The sequence below is a fragment of the Hydrogenophaga pseudoflava genome (assembly GCF_031020795.1).
Taxonomy (GTDB): Bacteria; Pseudomonadota; Gammaproteobacteria; order Burkholderiales; family Burkholderiaceae_C; genus Hydrogenophaga; species Hydrogenophaga pseudoflava_A.
Window position 1 is genome coordinate 620,919 of sequence record NZ_JAVHJP010000001.1, and the last position, 16,448, is coordinate 637,366.

The 16,448-nt window shown below is 68.4% G+C and carries 17 protein-coding genes; 7 read left to right on the top strand and 10 right to left on the bottom strand.

Annotated features, from left to right (window positions below):
* The first annotated feature begins 19 nt into the window (after window positions 1–19).
* The 4 genes from RCO38_RS03035 (at window position 20) to RCO38_RS03050 (ending at window position 4,435) form a co-directional block, all read left to right on the top strand.
* Entirely contained in the window at window positions 20–1,693 is a 1,674-nt protein-coding gene (locus RCO38_RS03035; protein ID WP_308326816.1) for a Na/Pi cotransporter family protein, read from the top strand.
* A 135-nt stretch (window positions 1,694–1,828) separates the two neighbouring features.
* Window positions 1,829–2,965 carry an aminotransferase class V-fold PLP-dependent enzyme gene (locus tag RCO38_RS03040; protein WP_308326817.1) on the top strand — a complete coding sequence of 379 codons (1,137 nt, stop codon included), beginning with the start codon at window positions 1,829–1,831 and terminating at the stop codon, window positions 2,963–2,965.
* A gap of 117 nt (window positions 2,966–3,082) precedes the next feature.
* Window positions 3,083–3,715 (top strand): hypothetical protein, encoded by a 633-nt coding sequence (locus RCO38_RS03045; protein ID WP_308326818.1) that lies wholly within the window; start codon window positions 3,083–3,085, stop codon window positions 3,713–3,715.
* Between the two features lie 180 nt (window positions 3,716–3,895).
* Window positions 3,896–4,435, top strand: coding sequence for a porin family protein (locus RCO38_RS03050; RefSeq protein ID WP_308326819.1), 540 nt, complete (start codon window positions 3,896–3,898; stop codon window positions 4,433–4,435).
* A gap of 71 nt (window positions 4,436–4,506) precedes the next feature.
* On the opposite strand, the gene RCO38_RS03055 is transcribed toward RCO38_RS03050, so the two are convergent.
* On the bottom strand, window positions 4,507–5,499 hold the full coding sequence (locus RCO38_RS03055; protein ID WP_308326820.1) for a quinone oxidoreductase family protein: 993 nt from the start codon (window positions 5,497–5,499) through the stop codon (window positions 4,507–4,509).
* 118 nt (window positions 5,500–5,617) lie between these two features.
* Between RCO38_RS03055 and RCO38_RS03060 the strand changes: the two genes are divergently transcribed.
* Window positions 5,618–6,553, top strand: a complete 936-nt coding sequence (locus tag RCO38_RS03060) for a DMT family transporter (protein WP_308326821.1) — start codon at window positions 5,618–5,620, stop codon at window positions 6,551–6,553.
* On the opposite strand, the gene RCO38_RS03065 is transcribed toward RCO38_RS03060, so the two are convergent.
* The 5 genes from RCO38_RS03065 to RCO38_RS03085 form a co-directional block, all read right to left on the bottom strand.
* Window positions 6,554–7,351 (bottom strand): SDR family oxidoreductase, encoded by a 798-nt coding sequence (locus tag RCO38_RS03065; RefSeq protein WP_308326822.1) that lies wholly within the window; start codon window positions 7,349–7,351, stop codon window positions 6,554–6,556.
* A 15-nt stretch (window positions 7,352–7,366) separates the two neighbouring features.
* The gene (locus RCO38_RS03070; RefSeq protein ID WP_308326823.1) at window positions 7,367–8,302 is read right to left on the bottom strand and encodes a DMT family transporter; all 936 of its coding nucleotides are present in this window, start codon (window positions 8,300–8,302) and stop codon (window positions 7,367–7,369) included.
* Window positions 8,303–8,365: 63 nt separating this feature from the next.
* Complete coding sequence (locus tag RCO38_RS03075) at window positions 8,366–9,076, bottom strand: Crp/Fnr family transcriptional regulator (RefSeq protein ID WP_308326824.1); 711 nt, start codon at window positions 9,074–9,076, stop codon at window positions 8,366–8,368.
* A gap of 12 nt (window positions 9,077–9,088) precedes the next feature.
* Window positions 9,089–10,903, bottom strand: coding sequence for a GspE/PulE family protein (locus tag RCO38_RS03080; RefSeq protein WP_308326825.1), 1,815 nt, complete (start codon window positions 10,901–10,903; stop codon window positions 9,089–9,091).
* Between the two features lie 7 nt (window positions 10,904–10,910).
* The gene (locus RCO38_RS03085; RefSeq protein ID WP_308326826.1) at window positions 10,911–11,675 is read right to left on the bottom strand and encodes a spermidine synthase; all 765 of its coding nucleotides are present in this window, start codon (window positions 11,673–11,675) and stop codon (window positions 10,911–10,913) included.
* 146 nt (window positions 11,676–11,821) lie between these two features.
* Between RCO38_RS03085 and RCO38_RS03090 the strand changes: the two genes are divergently transcribed.
* Window positions 11,822–12,634: a mechanosensitive ion channel family protein gene (locus tag RCO38_RS03090; RefSeq protein ID WP_308326827.1), complete on the top strand. Its 813-nt coding sequence runs from the start codon at window positions 11,822–11,824 to the stop codon at window positions 12,632–12,634.
* A 46-nt stretch (window positions 12,635–12,680) separates the two neighbouring features.
* Here RCO38_RS03090 and RCO38_RS03095 read toward each other — a convergent pair whose 3' ends face one another.
* Together RCO38_RS03095 and RCO38_RS03100 are read right to left on the bottom strand one after the other, a co-directional pair.
* Window positions 12,681–13,175, bottom strand: a complete 495-nt coding sequence (locus RCO38_RS03095) for a DNA-deoxyinosine glycosylase (protein ID WP_308326828.1) — start codon at window positions 13,173–13,175, stop codon at window positions 12,681–12,683.
* On the bottom strand, window positions 13,172–14,020 hold the full coding sequence (locus RCO38_RS03100) for a TatD family hydrolase (protein WP_308326829.1): 849 nt from the start codon (window positions 14,018–14,020) through the stop codon (window positions 13,172–13,174). Before RCO38_RS03100 ends, RCO38_RS03095 begins: the two co-directional genes overlap by 4 nt.
* A 69-nt stretch (window positions 14,021–14,089) precedes the next feature.
* On the opposite strand from RCO38_RS03100, the gene RCO38_RS03105 reads away from it, so the two are divergent.
* The gene (locus tag RCO38_RS03105) at window positions 14,090–14,530 is read left to right on the top strand and encodes an META domain-containing protein (RefSeq protein WP_308326830.1); all 441 of its coding nucleotides are present in this window, start codon (window positions 14,090–14,092) and stop codon (window positions 14,528–14,530) included.
* On the opposite strand, the gene lolD is transcribed toward RCO38_RS03105, so the two are convergent.
* Entirely contained in the window at window positions 14,508–15,182 is a 675-nt protein-coding gene (gene lolD, locus RCO38_RS03110; RefSeq protein ID WP_308326831.1) for a lipoprotein-releasing ABC transporter ATP-binding protein LolD, read from the bottom strand. The genes RCO38_RS03105 and lolD overlap by 23 nt on opposite strands.
* On the bottom strand, window positions 15,175–16,431 hold the full coding sequence (locus tag RCO38_RS03115; protein WP_308326832.1) for a lipoprotein-releasing ABC transporter permease subunit: 1,257 nt from the start codon (window positions 16,429–16,431) through the stop codon (window positions 15,175–15,177). The genes lolD and RCO38_RS03115 overlap by 8 nt, the downstream gene beginning before the upstream one ends.
* Window positions 16,432–16,448 lie beyond the last annotated feature (17 nt).

The following is a 16,448-nucleotide window of genomic DNA, read 5'->3' on the forward strand; positions in this document are numbered from 1 at the left end:
GGGTATAGTTTTCCCGGACATGAAACATCTGCTGAATCTGCTGGCGGCCATCGCGCTGCTGGTCTGGGGGACCCATCTGGTGCGCACCGGCGTGCTGCGCGTGCTGGGCAGCAAGCTGCGCCAGGTGCTCGCGGCCAGCATGGGCAACCGCCTCACCGCGGCGCTGTCGGGCCTGGGCGTCACCGCCCTGGTGCAGTCCAGCACAGCCACCGCCCTCATCACCGCCTCTTTCGTCGGGCGTGGCCTGATCACCCTGCCCGCGGCCCTGGCCGTCATGCTGGGCGCCGACATCGGCACCAGCGTGATGGCGGTGGTGTTTTCCTTCGACCTGTCCTGGCTCTCGCCGCTGTTCATCTTTGTCGGCGTGACGCTCTTCATCCTGCGCCAGGGCACCCAGGTCGGTGACGTGGGGCGCGTGCTGATCGGCCTTGGTCTGATGCTGCTGGCCCTGCAGCTGGTGAGTCAGGCCACGCACGTGCTCACCGCCAACCCCGCCGTGCAGCTCATGCTGGAGTCGCTCACCAGCGACCGCATGCTGGAGATCCTGGTCGGCGCCACGCTGGCGGTGCTGTCGTATTCGAGCCTGGCGGTGGTGCTGCTGACCGCCACCCTGGCCATCAACGTGGTGGGCATCGACGTGGCACTGGGCCTGGTGCTGGGTGCCAACCTGGGCAGCGGGCTGCTGGCCGTGCTGACCACGGCCAAGGCCAATCGCGCCACCCGGCAGGTGCCGCTGGGCAACCTGCTGTTCAAGCTCATGGGCGTGGTCATCGCGCCGCTGCTCATCCCGCTGTGGTTGCGGCTGGTGCAGCCCCTGGTGCCCGACCCGGCGGCGCTCACCGTGCTGTTCCACCTGAATTTCAACCTGATGGTGGGACTGGTCTTCATCGGCCTGACCGGCACCGTGGCCGACTGGGTGGAGAAGCTGCTGCCGCTGCAGAACGCCGGCAGCGCACTCGACCGGCCCAACCACCTGGACCCGTCCGCGCTGGCCACGCCCTCACTGGCCATCTCGTGTGCGGCGCGCGAGGCCCTGCACCAGGCCGACGTGGTGGAAACCATGCTGCGCGGCGTGATGACGGTCATCAAGACCAACGACCTGCAGCTGTCGCAGGACCTGCGCAAGATGGACGACACGGTGGACGACCTGTACTCGGCGATCAAGTACTACCTGACCAAGATCTCGCGCGAGCAGCTCAACGAAAAGGAGAGCCGTCGCTGGACCGACATCATCAGCTTCACCATCAACATGGAGCAGATCGGCGACACCGTCGAGCGCGTGCTGCTGGACATCGAGGACAAGAAGATCCGCAAGGGCCGCGAGTTCTCCGAAGCCGGCATGACCGAGATCTGTGCCCTGCACGCGCGCCTGCTCGACAACCTGCGCCTGGGCATGAGCGTGTTTCTCGATGGTGACGTGCGCGACGCACAGCGCCTGCTGGAGGAAAAGGTGCGCTTTCGCGAGATGGAGCGCGAGTACGCCAGCAGCCACCTCGAACGCCTGACCGAACGCACGGCCCCAAGCATGGAAAGCAGCTCGCTGCACATCGACCTGATCAGCGACCTCAAGCGCATCAACTCGCACATCTGCTCCATCGCCTACCCCATCCTCGATTCGGCCGGTGCACTCGCTCCCAGCCGCCTGCGCGAGAGCCGGCTGCAGGGCCTGGAGACCCCGCCCGGCCGCCGCTGAACATCCGCCCCACGCTCCGCCGCTGCGCGGGTCGCTGCCCCCAAAGGGGCCACTTTCATCTTGGGGCGGCCCTGCGATGAAAGTACTGGACGCTGTGCTAATCTGGCCGGCACCCCTGTTGACGGAGACACCCTCATGCCCGGACTGCTGCCCCACATCGATCCCGACGGACTGCTGGAATTTTCGGTCGTCTACACCGACCGCGCGCTCAACCACATGTCCCGGCGCTTCCAGGGCGTGATGACCGACATCTCGGCCATGCTCAAGCAGGTCTACGGCGCCCACTCGGCGGTGCTGGTGCCCGGCAGCGGCACCTTCGGCATGGAATCCGTCGCGCGGCAGTTCGCGCACGGAAAACACGTCATGGTCATCCGCAACGGCTGGTTCAGCTTCCGATGGACGCAGATCTTCGACATGGGCTCCATTCCCGCCAGCCACACCGCGCTCAAGGCGCGCAAGACCGCTGAAGGCGCGCAGGCACCCTGGACGCCCTGTCCCATCGAGGAGGTCACGGCCGCGATCGCGAAGGAAAAGCCCGCGCTGGTGTTCGCGCCGCACGTGGAAACCGCCGCCGGCATGATGCTGCCCGACGACTACCTGCAGGCCGTGGCCGAGGCGGTGCACGCGGTGGGCGGATTGTTCGTGCTCGACTGCATCGCCTCCGGCGCCATGTGGGTCGACATGAAGGCCACGGGCGTGGACATCCTGATCTCCGCGCCGCAGAAGGGCTGGAGCAGCTCGCCCTGCTGCGCCATGGTGATGCTCAGCGAGCGTGCCCGGCAGGCCATCGAGGCCACGCAGAGCACCACCTTCGCCATGGACCTGAAGAAGTGGCTGCAGATCATGGAGACCTACGAAGGCGGTGGTCACGCGTACCACACCACCCTGCCGACCGATGCGCTGCAACGGCTTCGCGACACCATGAAGGAAACCGAGGCCTACGGCTTCGCGAAGGTACGCGACGAGCAAGTGGCGCTGGGCCGCGGGGTGCGCGCACTGCTGGAGTCGAACGGTTTTGCCAGCGTGGCGGCCACCGGCTTCCAGGCGCCCGGCGTAGTGGTCAGCTACACCAGCGACCCGGACATCCAGAACAGCAAGAAGTTTCTGGCCGCCGGCCTGCAGACCGCGGCCGGCGTGCCGCTGCAATGCGACGAAGGCGCGGACTTCAAGACCTTCCGCATCGGTCTGTTCGGTCTGGACAAGTGGCACGACGTGTCGGGCACCCTCTCGCACCTGGAGCAGGCGCTCAAATCTGTAAGTCCAAAGATATAATCCTGCCGCTTTTTCACGAGAAAAAGGAGCCCCACAACGGGCTCCTTTTTTCTTGTGTGCCGCCCGTCAAGCGGAAGCAAGCGATCCAGCGTTTTTTTGTTTTTTCAGGGAGTTCCCATGCAAACGATGACGAAGCTCGTCGCGCTCGGCGCGATGGCTGTGATGACCTGCGCCGCCTCGGCGCAAACCATCCAGAAAAAGGCCAGTGCCGGTGCCGCCAAGGGCGAGGCCTATGTGGAAAAGGGCCTGGCCTCGCAAGGCCTGGACGGACAAGTGTACGGAGAGCTCGGCCTGGGCTTCATGAGCTACAAGATTGCCCGTGCCGGGATCTCGGCCAAGCCCATCATGCTGCGCGCCGTCGCCGGCTACGACTACCACCCCAACCTGGCCGCCGAAGCCATGCTGGGCCTGGGCCTGCGCGGTGCCGATGCCGTGGGGCCCTGGGGCACCGCCTACAGCGTGCGCGCCGGCACCTTGCTGGGCGCCTATGCCAAGCCACGGCTGCGCATCGGGGGCGAGACCGAGTTCTTCGCCCGCCTGGGTCTTGCCAACGCAGGCACCAGCGTCGGTGGTTACACCGGCACCGACGGCGGCGCCGGCCTGTCCTACGGGCTGGGCTTCAAGACCGTGACGCCCTGGAAGTCCTTCGGCAACCGCACGGTCAGCATCGCCGCCGACTACATGACCTACTACAGCGGCAGCGGCGTGAAGTTCACGGGCTTCACGCTCGGGGCCGGTACGTCGTTCTGACGCTACTGCGCCTGGGGTCACGGGCCACCTTCGGGTGGCCCTTTTTGATGGCGCAGGCTCCTACATTTCTTTACCTCGTTTGCGCGGCGTTGTCCGAGTGGACGGAACCCCGTGGTTGGCCAGGGCCTCCCATTGGGTGTTGGCCTGTCCGGGTCAGCAGCTTTTCCAACAGGAGGTTTCATGAAACGACGTCTGCAATCAATGCTCATCGGCACCGCATCGCTGCTCGCCTTCGGCGCACATGCCCAGGGTGTGTACGGCGAGGTGGGCTACAGCCAGTTCAACCTCAAGCAGGACAGCCGGGGTTTTGATGCCAAGGTCGAACCGACCGCCGCGCGCGCCATCGTGGGTGTGGAACTTGCGCCGCACCTGGCCATCGAGGGTCATGCGGCCACCGGCGTCAAGGACGACTCGGTGCGCATCGGTGCGGCCCGGGCCACGGGTGAGGTGGACAACATGCTGGGCGCCTTCGTCAAGCCCAAGGTCATGCTCGGCGACACCGTCGAGCTGTATGGCCGGGCCGGCGTGGCCAGCACCAAGGTGAGCACCTCGGCTTTCGGCGTCGGCGACTCCAGCCGGACCACCAGCTTCGCGTACGGCGGTGGTGCCAGTTTCAGCCTCACGCCCCAGCTCTCGCTGAACGCCGACTACATGAACTACCTGGATCGCCGCGGGACCAAGGTCGACGGCGTCACTTTCGGCGTGGGCTTCAAGTTCTGACCAACGCCCATCGGGCAACGAAAATGCCCCGGAGCCTTGCGGCCTCCGGGGCATTTTTCTGCTTGCCGCCTTCAGGGCAGGAGCACGGTGCAGCCGGTCGTCTGCCGCGCTTCCAGACTCTCGTGCGCCTTGCGCACATCGGTCAGCGCAAAGCGCTGGTCGATGCGGATCTTCACCGCGCCGCTGCCCACCACGTCGAACAGGTCGTCGGCCATGGCCTGTGTGCGCTCGCGGCTGCTGATGTGGGTGAACAGGGTCTGGCGGGTCATGTAGAGCGAGCCCTTGGGGCCCAGGATGCCGGGCGCGAACGGTGCCACCGGGCCGCTGGCATTGCCGAAGCTGACCATCAGGCCGAAGGGCCGCAGGCAATCGAGCGACTTCTCAAACGTGTCCTTGCCGACCGAGTCGTAGACCACCTTCACACCCTGGCCACCGGTGATCTCTTTCACCCGCGCCGCGAAATCTTCGGTGCGGTAGTTGACGCTGAACTCGGCGCCATGCTCGCGCGCCAGCGCACACTTCTCGTCCGAGCCCGCCGTCCCGATCAGGCGAAGCCCCAGCGCCTTCGCCCACTGGCAAGCGATGAGGCCCACGCCGCCGGCGGCCGCGTGGAACAGCACGAAGTCGCCCTTCTCCAAACCTTCGACCGGCTTGCAGCGCTTGAGCAGGTATTGCGCGGTCAGGCCCTTGAGCATCATGGCCGCGCCGGTCTCGAAGGAGATGCCGTCGGGCAGCCGGCAGACGTTCATGGCCGGCATCACGCGCACATCGCAGTAGCTGCCCGGCTTGCCGGCGGCGTAGGCCGCGCGGTCGCCCACCTTCAGGTGCGTGACGCCCTCGCCCACCGCCTCGATCACGCCCGCCCCCTCCATGCCCAGCGCCAGCGGCATCGGGTTGGGGTAGAGACCGGTGCGCTGGTAGACGTCGATGAAGTTCAGGCCAATGGCGTGGTGGCGGATGCGGACCTCGCCCGGGCCGGGATCGCCTACCTCGACGGTGTCGACAACGAGTTGTTCGGGGCCGCCATGGGCGTGGATGCGCACGGCGCGGCTGGTCTGGGTCATGAAGGTCTCCTCAGGTTGGCAATGCCGCACATGCTGCCACGATTCGAGCGCGTCACCGGGGCGTCAGGGCGTCAGCCCCAGGCCAGCCAGGGAATGCCGCCGTCGCTACAGTCCGTGCATGCCCAATTCCTCCCAGCGCCTGACCCCGGCCACCGCGGCCCTGCTCCTGGTACCGCCGCTGCTGTGGGCGGGCAATGCCGTGGTCGGCCGGCTCATGCAGGGCAGCATCCCGCCCGTCACCTTCAACTTCCTGCGCTGGGTGCTGGCCCTCGTGATGCTGCTGCCGCTGGCCGCGTGGGTGCTGGCGCCGCGCAGCCCGGTGTGGGCCCACGGCCGGCGTTTCGCTGTGCTGGGGCTGCTGAGCGTGGCGCTGTACAACGCGCTGCAGTACATGGCGCTCAAGACCTCGACACCGATCAACGTGACGCTGGTCGCCGCGAGCATGCCGGTCTGGATGATCCTGCTGGGCCGGCTGTTCTTCGGCGTGCCGGTGACGCGGCGCGCCGCCCTGGGGGCCATGCTGTCGCTCGCCGGCGTGGTGGTGGTGCTCGTGCGCGGCGACTGGCGCCAGCTGGGTGCCCTGCAACTGGTGCCGGGCGACGCCTGGATGCTCGCGGCCTCCATCACCTGGGCGGCCTACAGCTGGATGCTGGCCCGCCCGGGACCGGGCAGCGAGCCGGCCGAGGTGCGGCGCGACTGGGCCGCCTTCCTGCTGGCGCAGGTCGCCTTCGGGCTCACCTGGTCCGCCGCCATGACCGCCGGCGAATGGCTGATGCTGCCGTCCCTGCCCGAGGGCGAACACCACCTGCGCTGGGGCTGGCCGCTGGTGCTGTCGCTGCTGTACGTGGCCGTCGGTCCCTCGCTGCTGGCCTACCGCGCCTGGGGGGCGGGCGTCTCGCGGGTCGGTCCGACCGTGGCCGGTTTCTTCAGCAACCTCACCCCGCTGTTCGCGGCGCTGATGTCGGCCACCCTGCTGGGCGAGCCGCCGCAGCTCTACCACTTGGCGGGGTTCGTGCTGATCGTGGGCGGCATCCTGGTCAGCTCGCGACGCTGATCAGTAGGTCCCAGGGTACAGCCCGCCGTCGGGCAGGATGTTCTGGCCGTTGAGATAACCCGCCTGCCGGCTGCAGAGGAAGGCGCAGATCGCGCCGAACTCCTCGGGGTTGCCGAAGCGCTTGGCCGGCACCTGGGCCATCTGCGCCGCGCGCACCTCGTCCACGGTCTTGCCCGTCTTGGTCGCCGCGCCAGCGATCGTTCCCTGCAGGCGCTCGGTGTCGAACTTGCCGGGCAGCAGGTTGTTGATCGTCACGCCCTGGGCCGCGATGCCGCTGCGGGCCACGCCCGCCACGAAACCCGTCAGGCCGCTGCGCGCGCCGTTGGACAGGCCCAGGATGTCGATGGGCGCCTTCACCGCGCTGCTGGTGATGTTGACGATGCGGCCGAAGCCGCGCGCCGCCATGCCGTCCACCGTGGCCTTGATGAGTTCGATCGGCGTGAGCATGTTGGCGTCCACCGCCTTGATCCAGGCCTCGCGGTCCCAGTTGCGGAAGTCGCCGGGCGGAGGGCCACCCGCGTTGGTGACCACGATGTCGAAATCCGTACCCGGCCCGCCCGGTGCCGCAAACGCGGCGGCACGCCCCTCGGGTGTGGTGATGTCGGCGGCGACCGCGATCACCGCCACACCCGGCGTGGTGGTGCGCAGCGCCGCAGCGGACGCCTCCAGCACATCGCGCCCGCGGGCCACCATGACCACGTTCACCCCTTCGGCCGCGAGCGCCTGCGCGCAGCCCAGCCCGAGACCCTTGCTCGCGCCGCACACCAGCGCCCACTTGCCTGCAATGCCCAGATCCATGTCTGTACTCCTTGACTACTTGCCCTGCGCCGCCTGGCCGCCGAAGCGCGTGACCAGAAACACACCCGAGACCACCAGCACTGTGCCGGCCACGATCCAGCCGTTGAACGGCTCCTCCAGAATGAGCACGCCCATGGCGATGGTCGACATCGGCCCGATCATGCCGGTCTGCGCCGCCAGCCCCGCGCCGATGCGCTCGATCGCCATCATCACCATGATCACCGGCGCGAAGGTGCAGGCGGTGGCGTTGAGCACCGACAGCCAGATCACCTCGGGCGCGACCTCGGCAGCGCTCAGCGGCCGCAGCAGCACGAACTGCAGCAGGCACAGCCCGCAGGCCACGCTGGTGGCCAGCCCCACCAGGCGCATCGAGCCCAGGCGCTTGACCATCTCGCCGCTGTAGACCAGGTAGATCGCGTAGCTGATCGCGCTGCCGAACACCAGCAGCGCACCCAGTGCCGCACCAGGGCCGGCGAAGTCGGCCTCGTGGCCGAACACCAGCAGCACCCCGGCGTAGCTCACGGCCATCGCCACCGCCTGCGTCGCCGTGATGCGCCGCCCAAAGAGCAGCCAGCCCAGCAGCAGCACCAGCGTGGGGTTGAGGTAGAGGATGAGGCGCTCCAGGCTGGCGCTGATGTAGCTCAGGCCCCAGAAGTCGAGAAAGCTCGCGAGGTAGTAACCGGTCACGCCCAGGCCCAGGATGCCCAGCCAGTCCCTGCGGGTCAGCGGGTTCTTCGCGCCGCCGCCCTGCCGGTAGGTCGCCCACCAGGCCAGGGCCAGGAACATGGGCAGCGCGAACAGCATGCGGTACATGATCAGCGTCACCGCGTCGACGCCGTGGCGGTAGGCCAGCTTGACGATGATGGCCTTGCCGCTGAAGGCGATGGAGCCGGCGCAGGCCAGCAGCAGTCCGGAAACGAGGTGGGGCGGTCGGTTGGCGGTGGCCGTCATCCGGGAATTATCGGCAGGCCACGCCGGCACCGCTGTCGTGTTCGGCGATGGGAGCCTTCGCACTCAGTCTTTGGGCGACGACAGGCGCTCGGCGTCGACGATGCGGTAGGCGCGGCCGATGCGGTCCATGGGCTCGATCAGGCCTTCGCGCACGAAGGCATTGAGCGTGCGGCTGACGGTCTCCAGCTTGAGGTCGAGCATGGCGCCCATGTCCTCGCGCGAGAACAGCGTGCACTGCGCAGGGTCCTGCTCGGAGCGCATCTTGAGGATCAGGCCCGCCAGGCGCTGGCGCGCGGTGCCGAAGTTGAGCTCGGCCAGCCAGTCGTCGGCCTCCCTGAGGCTGCGGTGCCAGCGTTCCAGCAGGCGCTGGTGCAGGCGCGACGTCTCGCGGTTCAGGCGCTGGATCACCTGCAGCGGCAGGCGGCAGACCCGCACGTTGGTCAGCGCGATGGCATCGGCGTCGTAGGTCGGTCCCATGAGCGCCTCCAGGCCGATCACGTCGCCGCTGCGCAGCACCCGCACGATGCGCTGGCGGCCATCCATCGTGTTGCGCACCAGCTTGACCATGCCGGCCCGCAGGGTGAACAACGAGGTGGCGGTTTCGCCCATGCGCGCCACCGCATGCCCCGGCGCGTATTCAAGGTCGTCGATGGGCGCGTGGATCAGGCTGAAGTCGTCCTCGTGCAGGTCGGCAAACAGCACCATGTCGCGGATGCCGCAGGCGCGGCAGTCGGCCGTGCCGCGCCAGGCCGATTCGGTCTTGATGGGAATCATGGCTGTCAGGATTTATTGGACCGGCGGTGTACAGGCCAACACCTCGTCCAGCGTGGTCAGGCCTTCGGCGACGCGCGCAGCGCCCGCCAGCCGCAGCGGCCGCATGCCGTCGCTCACACCCTGGCGACGCAGCGACTCCATCTTCGGCTCGCGGTTGACCTTGTCCTTGAACGCCTCGGTGATGGTGAGCAGTTCGTACAGACCGGTGCGGCCGCGGAAGCCGGTCATGCGGCACTCCACGCAGCCCACCGGCTGGTAGGGCCGGTACTTGCCGCTCACCTGCCAGGGCTTGACCAGCTCGGCCAGCGACGAGAGCGAGGCCTCGGCCGCCGCATCGTCCTCGCGCACCTTGCACGATGGGCAGAGCGTGCGCACCAGGCGCTGGGCCAGCACTCCGAGCACCGTGGCGTTGATGAGGTAGGGCGGAATGCCCAGTTCCATCAGCCGCATGATCGCGCTGGGCGCGTCGTTGGTGTGCAGGGTCGAGAAGACCAGGTGGCCGGTCAGCGCGGCCTGCACCGCCATCTCGGCGGTGGGCAGGTCGCGGATTTCGCCCACCATGATGATGTCCGGGTCCTGGCGCATCAGCGAGCGCAGCCCCTGCGCAAAGTCCAGATCGAGGTGCGGCTGCACCTGGGTCTGGTTGAAGGCCGGCTCGATCATCTCGATCGGATCTTCCACCGTGCTGACGTTCACCTCTTCGGTCGCCAGCCGCTTGAGCGTGGCGTACAGCGTCGTCGTCTTGCCCGATCCGGTCGGACCAGTCACCAGGATGATGCCGTGCGGGCGTTTGGTGAGCGCCTCCCAGCGCGGCGCGTCGGTGGCCGAGAAGCCCAGCGCGGCCAGGTCCTTCACCGTCGCGTCCGGGTCGAAGATGCGCATCACCAGCTTCTCGCCGAAGGCCGTGGGCAGGGTCGAGAGGCGCATCTCCACCTCGTCGCCCTTGGACTGGCCCTGGCCGGGCCGCAGCGTCTTGATGCGGCCGTCCTGCGGGCGCCGCCGCTCGACCACGTCCATGCGGCCGAGCAGCTTGATGCGCGCGGTCATCGCATTCATCACCGTCATCGGCATCTGGTAGACCGGGTGCAGCACGCCGTCGATGCGGAAACGGATCACGCCCTGGTCGCGGCGCGGTTCCAGGTGGATGTCGCTGGCGCGCTGGTCGAAGGCGTACTGCCAGAGCCAGTCCACCACCTGCACCACGTGCTGGTCGTTGGCATCCAGCTTGTTGGCCTTGCCCAGTTCGACCAGCTGCTCGAAGGTGCCGAACGGGTTGCTCTGGTTGCCCATCTTGCTGGCGGCCCGGACGGACTTGGCCAGCGCGAAGAACTCGGCCGTGTAGCGCGCGACGTCCTGCGGGTTGGACACCACCAGGCGCACGCTCTTGCGGGTCTGGCGCTCGACCTCGGGAATCCAGTCGCGCACGAAGGGCTCGGGCGTGGCCACCACCACCTCGGCGGGCCCCACCTGCACCGGCAGCACCTTGTGGCGCTCGGCGTAGGCCGCACTCATCACATCGCCCACCTTGCCCACATCGACCTTGAGCGGGTCGATGCGGAAGAACTCCAGACCGCTGCGCGCGGCCAGCCACTGCGTGAGCATGTCCACGTCCAGCACCTGCCCGTCCGACTGGCGCGACATGCCCACCACCGCCAGACGCACCAGTGGGTGCTGTGCGCTGTGGGCCGATGCGCATCGGGCGATGGTGCGTGCGGCCTCGTCGGCCGAGATCACGGCGTCCTCGCGCAGCCAGCCGACCAGGACACGCCAGTCCAGCGGACCAATGTCGGCGTGTTTCGGGGCAGCGGGCTTGTGGCTGGTTTTCATGCGGGTCTCACTCAACCGGTTTGAAGATGCGCAGCCATTTCACAGCCGGCAGGTCCCAGCGCGTGCGGACCTCTTCCGCGCGCGCCAAAAGCTCCATGCGGGTCGGCCGTTGGGCCGTGCGCTGCGCCAGCACGATGGTATTGCCTTCGCGCGTGGGCTTGAAGGCCCAGACCGCCTCGCGCCCGAACGCCGCGCAGATGCTCTCCAGCGAGCGCTCGTAGCTGGCGTCGCGGCCGAACAGGTTGACCGTCATCGCGCCCTCGTCGGTCAGCAGGGCGCGGCAGTCGGCGTAGAAGTCGGGGCTGTCGAGCACCGGCGCCGCCGCCTCGTGGTCGTACAGGTCGACCTGCAGGGCGTCGATACGGCCCAGATGCACCGCCTGGCGAACCTCCTGCGCCGCGTCGGCCAGCAGCACGCGCAGGCGGGGGCCGTCGGGCGGCAACTTGAACCAGCCGCGGCAGGCGGCAACCACCTGCGGGTTGATCTCCACCGCCGTGGTGTCCATGCGCAACTTTTTGTAATGGAACTTGGTCAGCGCGGCCGAGCCCAGGCCCAGCTGCATGGCACGGCGTTTGGACACCGAGTCGGGGTCGACGAACAGCAGCCAGGCCATCATGCGCTGCACATAGTCCAGCTCGATGGCGAAGGGGTCGTCGATGATCATCGATCCCTGGATCCATTCGGTGCCCAGGTGCAGGAAGCGCACCTCGCCATCTTCCGAGAGCGTGACGTCCGGCAAGGCCCCCGCCGCGGCGCGTGAAGAACTCCTCATCGGGACGCCCCTGGCTCACAGGAATGCCACAGGGGTGGCGCAAACGACACGGCGTCCCGCGTCAGGGTGACAGCCTGTCGAAAAAAGTTCGCATGGGCGAAGGAAGATCGCATCGGGACAAGGTGTTCCAGGAGAAAGGATTCATTATGAACATGGAAGTGGTCTGGAATTTCCTCAGCACCCAGGGGGCCGACTTCGGCCTGAAGATCCTGGGCGCGATCGCGGCGTGGGTGGTCGGGCGCTGGCTGATCGGCCTGGCGGTGCGGCTGATCGGCGCCGCGCTGGAAAAAGGCCGGAACATCGACGCGACGCTGACGCAGTACCTCAAGTCCATCCTCTCGGTGCTGCTGACCCTGGTGCTGGTGCTGGCCATCCTGGACATCTTCGGCATCAAGACCACCTCGTTCGCGGCCCTGCTGGCCGGCGCCGGCCTGGCGATTGGCGCGGCCTGGAGCGGCATGCTGGGCAACTTCGCGGCCGGGCTGTTCCTGCAGGTGCTGCGACCCTACAAGGTGGGCGATTTCATCAACGCGGGCGGCACGCTGGGCACCGTGAAGGAACTGGGCCTGTTCGCCACCACCGTGCTCACGCCCGACAACGTGCTCACCGTGGTGGGCAACAACAAGGTGTTCTCGGACAACGTGCAGAACTTCAGCGCCGAGCCGTACCGCCGCGTGGACTGCGTGGCCAAGGTGGCCAACAGCGTGGACGTGATGGAGGCCATGGCGCGACTGCGGCCGGTGATTGCTGCGATACCGAACGTGAAGGACTCGCCCGCCCCGGACATCGAGATCCTGCAGTTCACGCCCGAGGGTCCGCTGCTGTGTGTGCGCCCGTACACGCACACCGACCACTACTGGCAGGTCTACTTCGACACGAACAAGGCGATCGTGTCGACCTTCGGTGCGGCGGGATACCCGGTGCCGGAGACGCCGATGGCGCATCGGGCGGTGGGCTGACCTGTTGGCACCTCGCAGCGAGTCAGCGAGGTGCGATCCCAGCAGTTCAAACAAGCCCGTACAGACGAAACACCTCGCCCCAGGCCGCCAGCTTGCGGTCGAACGACCAACTGGCGTTCGCAGGACTCGTGGACGGCAGCTTGTGCACCGGCAGGCCCAGCGCCTGGGTGTGCTTCGCATGGCGGAAGCTCTCGCCGCCGTTGTGGGCGATGGCCACCAGACCAGGGCACTCGCGCCGCACGCGGCCGAAGTCGTTGAGCTCGGCGTTCCGGATGGACGTGTCCAGACTGCCCTCGCGCTCGCAGGCGGCGTAGACGTCCCAGATGCCCAGCCCCCGGGCGCGCACCACGTCCAGCCGCTCGGCATACCCCATGGCCACCAGGTCCACCGACCAGAGCGTGGCCAGGATCTTCCAGAACTGGTTCTGCGGGTGCCCGTAGTAGTGCTGCTCGCGCAGCGAGGCCACGCCCGGAAAGCTGCCCAGCACCAGCAACCGGGTCTGCGGCCCGGTCACCGGCGGCAGACCGACCAGGCGGGTCATGGGGCGACGGGCTCCAGCGCGGCCAGGCGCGGCAGCACCCGCATCGCATTGGCGGTGGTCGCCTCTGCGAATTCTGCGGGCGCCATGCCGCGCAGCCCGGCGATCACCTCGGCGATGCGCGGCAACTCGGCCGGCGTGTTCAGGCCTTGCGGTCGCCCCACGGCGCGTTCGGCGACGGTGGCGTAGAGCCAGTGTGGCGGAATGTCGGGCGCGTCGGTCTCCAGCACCAGCGCGGACAACGGCAGCTCGGCCGCCAAGGCCCGCAAGCGCTTCGCGGGTTCGAAGGTGGCCGCGCCACCAAAGCCCAGCGCGAAGCCCATGTCGGTGAAGGCGCGCGCCTGCTCGGCGCTGCCGTTGAAGGCATGCCCGATGCCGCCGCCCGTGGGCAGCTCGCGCAGGTGCTTGAGCAGCACGTCCGCGCTGCGCCGCACGTGCAGGATCACCGGCAGCCCGTGCTTGCGCGCCAGCCGCAGCTGGGCGCGGTAAAAGCGCTCCTGCCGCTCGCGCATGGCGGGCTCGCACAGGGCCGGCACAAAAAAATCGAGCCCGATCTCGCCCACCGCCACCAGGCGCGGGTCGCTGCGGTGTTCGGTGAGCGCCGCGTCCAGAGCGTCCAGGTCTTCGTCTGCGGCCTGAGGCACACACAGGGGGTGGATGCCCAGCGCGTAGGCATCGCCCAGCCGGTGCGCGAGCAGCCGCACCGTGTCCAGGTTCCGCCGCATCACGGCCGGAATCACGCACAGCCCCACGCCGCGCTGCGCCGCCAGCGTGCGCGCCTGCACGGCGAGCGCGTGGCCGGCGCCGAACTCGGGCGCGTCCAGATGGCAGTGCGTGTCGATCCACATCGGGGGTATAACTCCTCGGACCATTGTGCCCCGCCCGTCGGGGCCACCACGCACCACGGAGGAATTCCCATGCCACTGCACACCAGCCGTTTTTTGTCCATCGCCGCCCTGGCCGTCGCCGGCACGCTGGGGGCCTGCGCCGCCCCCGCACCCGCACCGGCCCCCGAGCCGCTGTGGGGCAGCGAATGGCAGCTGCAGTCCATCGGCAGCCAGGCCGCGCTGCCGCAGCCGGCCGCCACGCTGGTGTTCGCGCAAACCGGGCAGGCCGCCGGCCACGGCTCCTGCAACCGTTTTTCCGGCACGGTCGAGATCGACCGGGACCGGTTGAAGTTCGGCCCGCTGATGTCCACCAAGATGGCCTGCCTCGGCGGCGCCAGTGAGCAGGAATCGCGCTACCTGGGCGCGCTGCAGAAGGCCCAGCGCTACGAGTTGCAGGGCGACACCCTGCTGATCCACGCGCAGGGCCTGGACCAGCCGCTGCGCTTGGTCAGGACAGCACCCCGGAAGTGAGCCGCAGCACCCGGCCGCAGCGCGCGGCCAGTGCGTCGTCGTGCGTCACGACGATGAAGGCCGTGCCCTGGTCGCGGGCCAGCTGCATCATCAGCTCGAACACGCCGTCGGCTGTGCTGCGGTCGAGGTTGCCGGTGGGCTCGTCGGCCAGTACGCAGGCCGGCTTCGTGACCAACGCCCGCGCGATCGCCACGCGCTGGCGTTCGCCGCCCGAGAGTTCGGCCGGACGGTGTTGCAGGCGCTCGGACAGCCCGACCTTGCCCAGCACCTGCGCCGCCTGGGCGCCCGCCTCGGCGCGCGGCATGCGGCGGATCCACAGCGGCATCGCCACGTTGTCACGCGCGCTGAACTCCGGCAGCAAATGGTGGAACTGGTAGACGAAGCCCAGGTGGCGGTTGCGCAGCTCGCCTTGCTGCGCAGCGCTCAGGCCCGCAAGCGGCTGCCCCATCAGGGTCACGCGCCCGGCGCTCGGGGCGTCGAGGCCACCGAGCAGGTGCAGCAGCGTGCTCTTGCCCGAGCCCGAAGCCCCGACGATGGCCACCGTCTCGCCCGCGCGCACCGTGAGGTCCACGCCCTTGAGCACCGTCACGTCCAGCCGGCCTTCGGTGAAGCGCTTGGTCAGGCCCTGGGCCTGCAACACCACATCACTCATAACGCAAAGCCTCAGCAGGATTGACGCGGCTGGCACGCCAGCTCGGGTAGATCGTGGCCACGAACGAGAGGATCAGCGAGATCACCGCGATCGGAAGGATGTCGGCGCGCTGCGGGTCGCTGGGCATGCGGCTGATCAGGTAGACGTCCTGCGGCAGGAAGCTGGCGCCCAGCGCCCGCTCCAGCGCCGGCACGATGGTGTCGATGTTGAACGCGATGCCCAGGCCCAGCAGCAGGCCCAGGCCGGTGCCGATCACGCCCACCATCGCGCCCTGCACCATGAACACGCCCATGATGCTTTTCGGGCTGGCGCCCAGGGTGCGCAGGATGGCGATGTCGGCGCGCTTGTCGGTCACCGTCATCACCAGCGTCGAGACCAGATTGAACGCCGCCACCGCGACGATCAGCGTCAGGATGATGAACATCATGCGTTTTTCCAGCTGCACGGCCGCGAACCAGGTGCGGTTCTGGCGCGTCCAGTCCTTCACCAGCATGCCCTCAGGCAGCTGGCCGGCCAGGGAAATCGCCACCTCGCGCGCCTGGTGCAGGTCGCGGATCTTGATGCGCACGCCGGTCGGGCCTTCGACGCGGAAGATGCGTGCGGCGTCCTCGACGTGCAGCAGCGCCAGCGCCGAGTCGTACTCGTAGTGGCCGGAGTCGAAGGTGCCGACCACGTTCATCTGGCGCACCCGCGGCACCACGCCGGCCGGTGTGACCTGTCCGCTGGGCGCGATCAGCGTCACCGTGTCGCCCATGCCCACACCCAGGCTGCGCGCCAGTTCGCCGCCCAGGATCACGCCGAATTCGCCCGGCACCAGCCGCGGCAGCGCCGTCTGCGCCAGGTCCTTGGCCAGGTCGGCCACCTGGGGCTCCTGCGCCGGGTCGATGCCGCGCACGATGGCGCCCTTCATGTCCTCGCCGCGCGCCAGCAGCGCCTGCGCGCCCACATAGGGCGCCGCGCCGACCACCTCCGGGTGCTGGCGCACCGCGGCCAGCACCGCGTCGAGATCGGGAATGGCCTGGCCGCCGGCGTCGTACAGCTCGATGTGCGAGAGCACGCCCAGCATGCGGTCGCGCACCTCTTTCTGGAAGCCGTTCATCACCGACAGCACCACGATGAGCGCCGCCACACCGAGCGCAATGCCCAGCATGGACACACCCGAGATGAAGGAGATGAAGCCGTTGCGCCGGGTGGCGCGGCCGGCGCGCGTGTAACGCCAGCCGAGAATGAGTTCGTAAGGGGTTTGCATCGATGAAATCCAGCGGC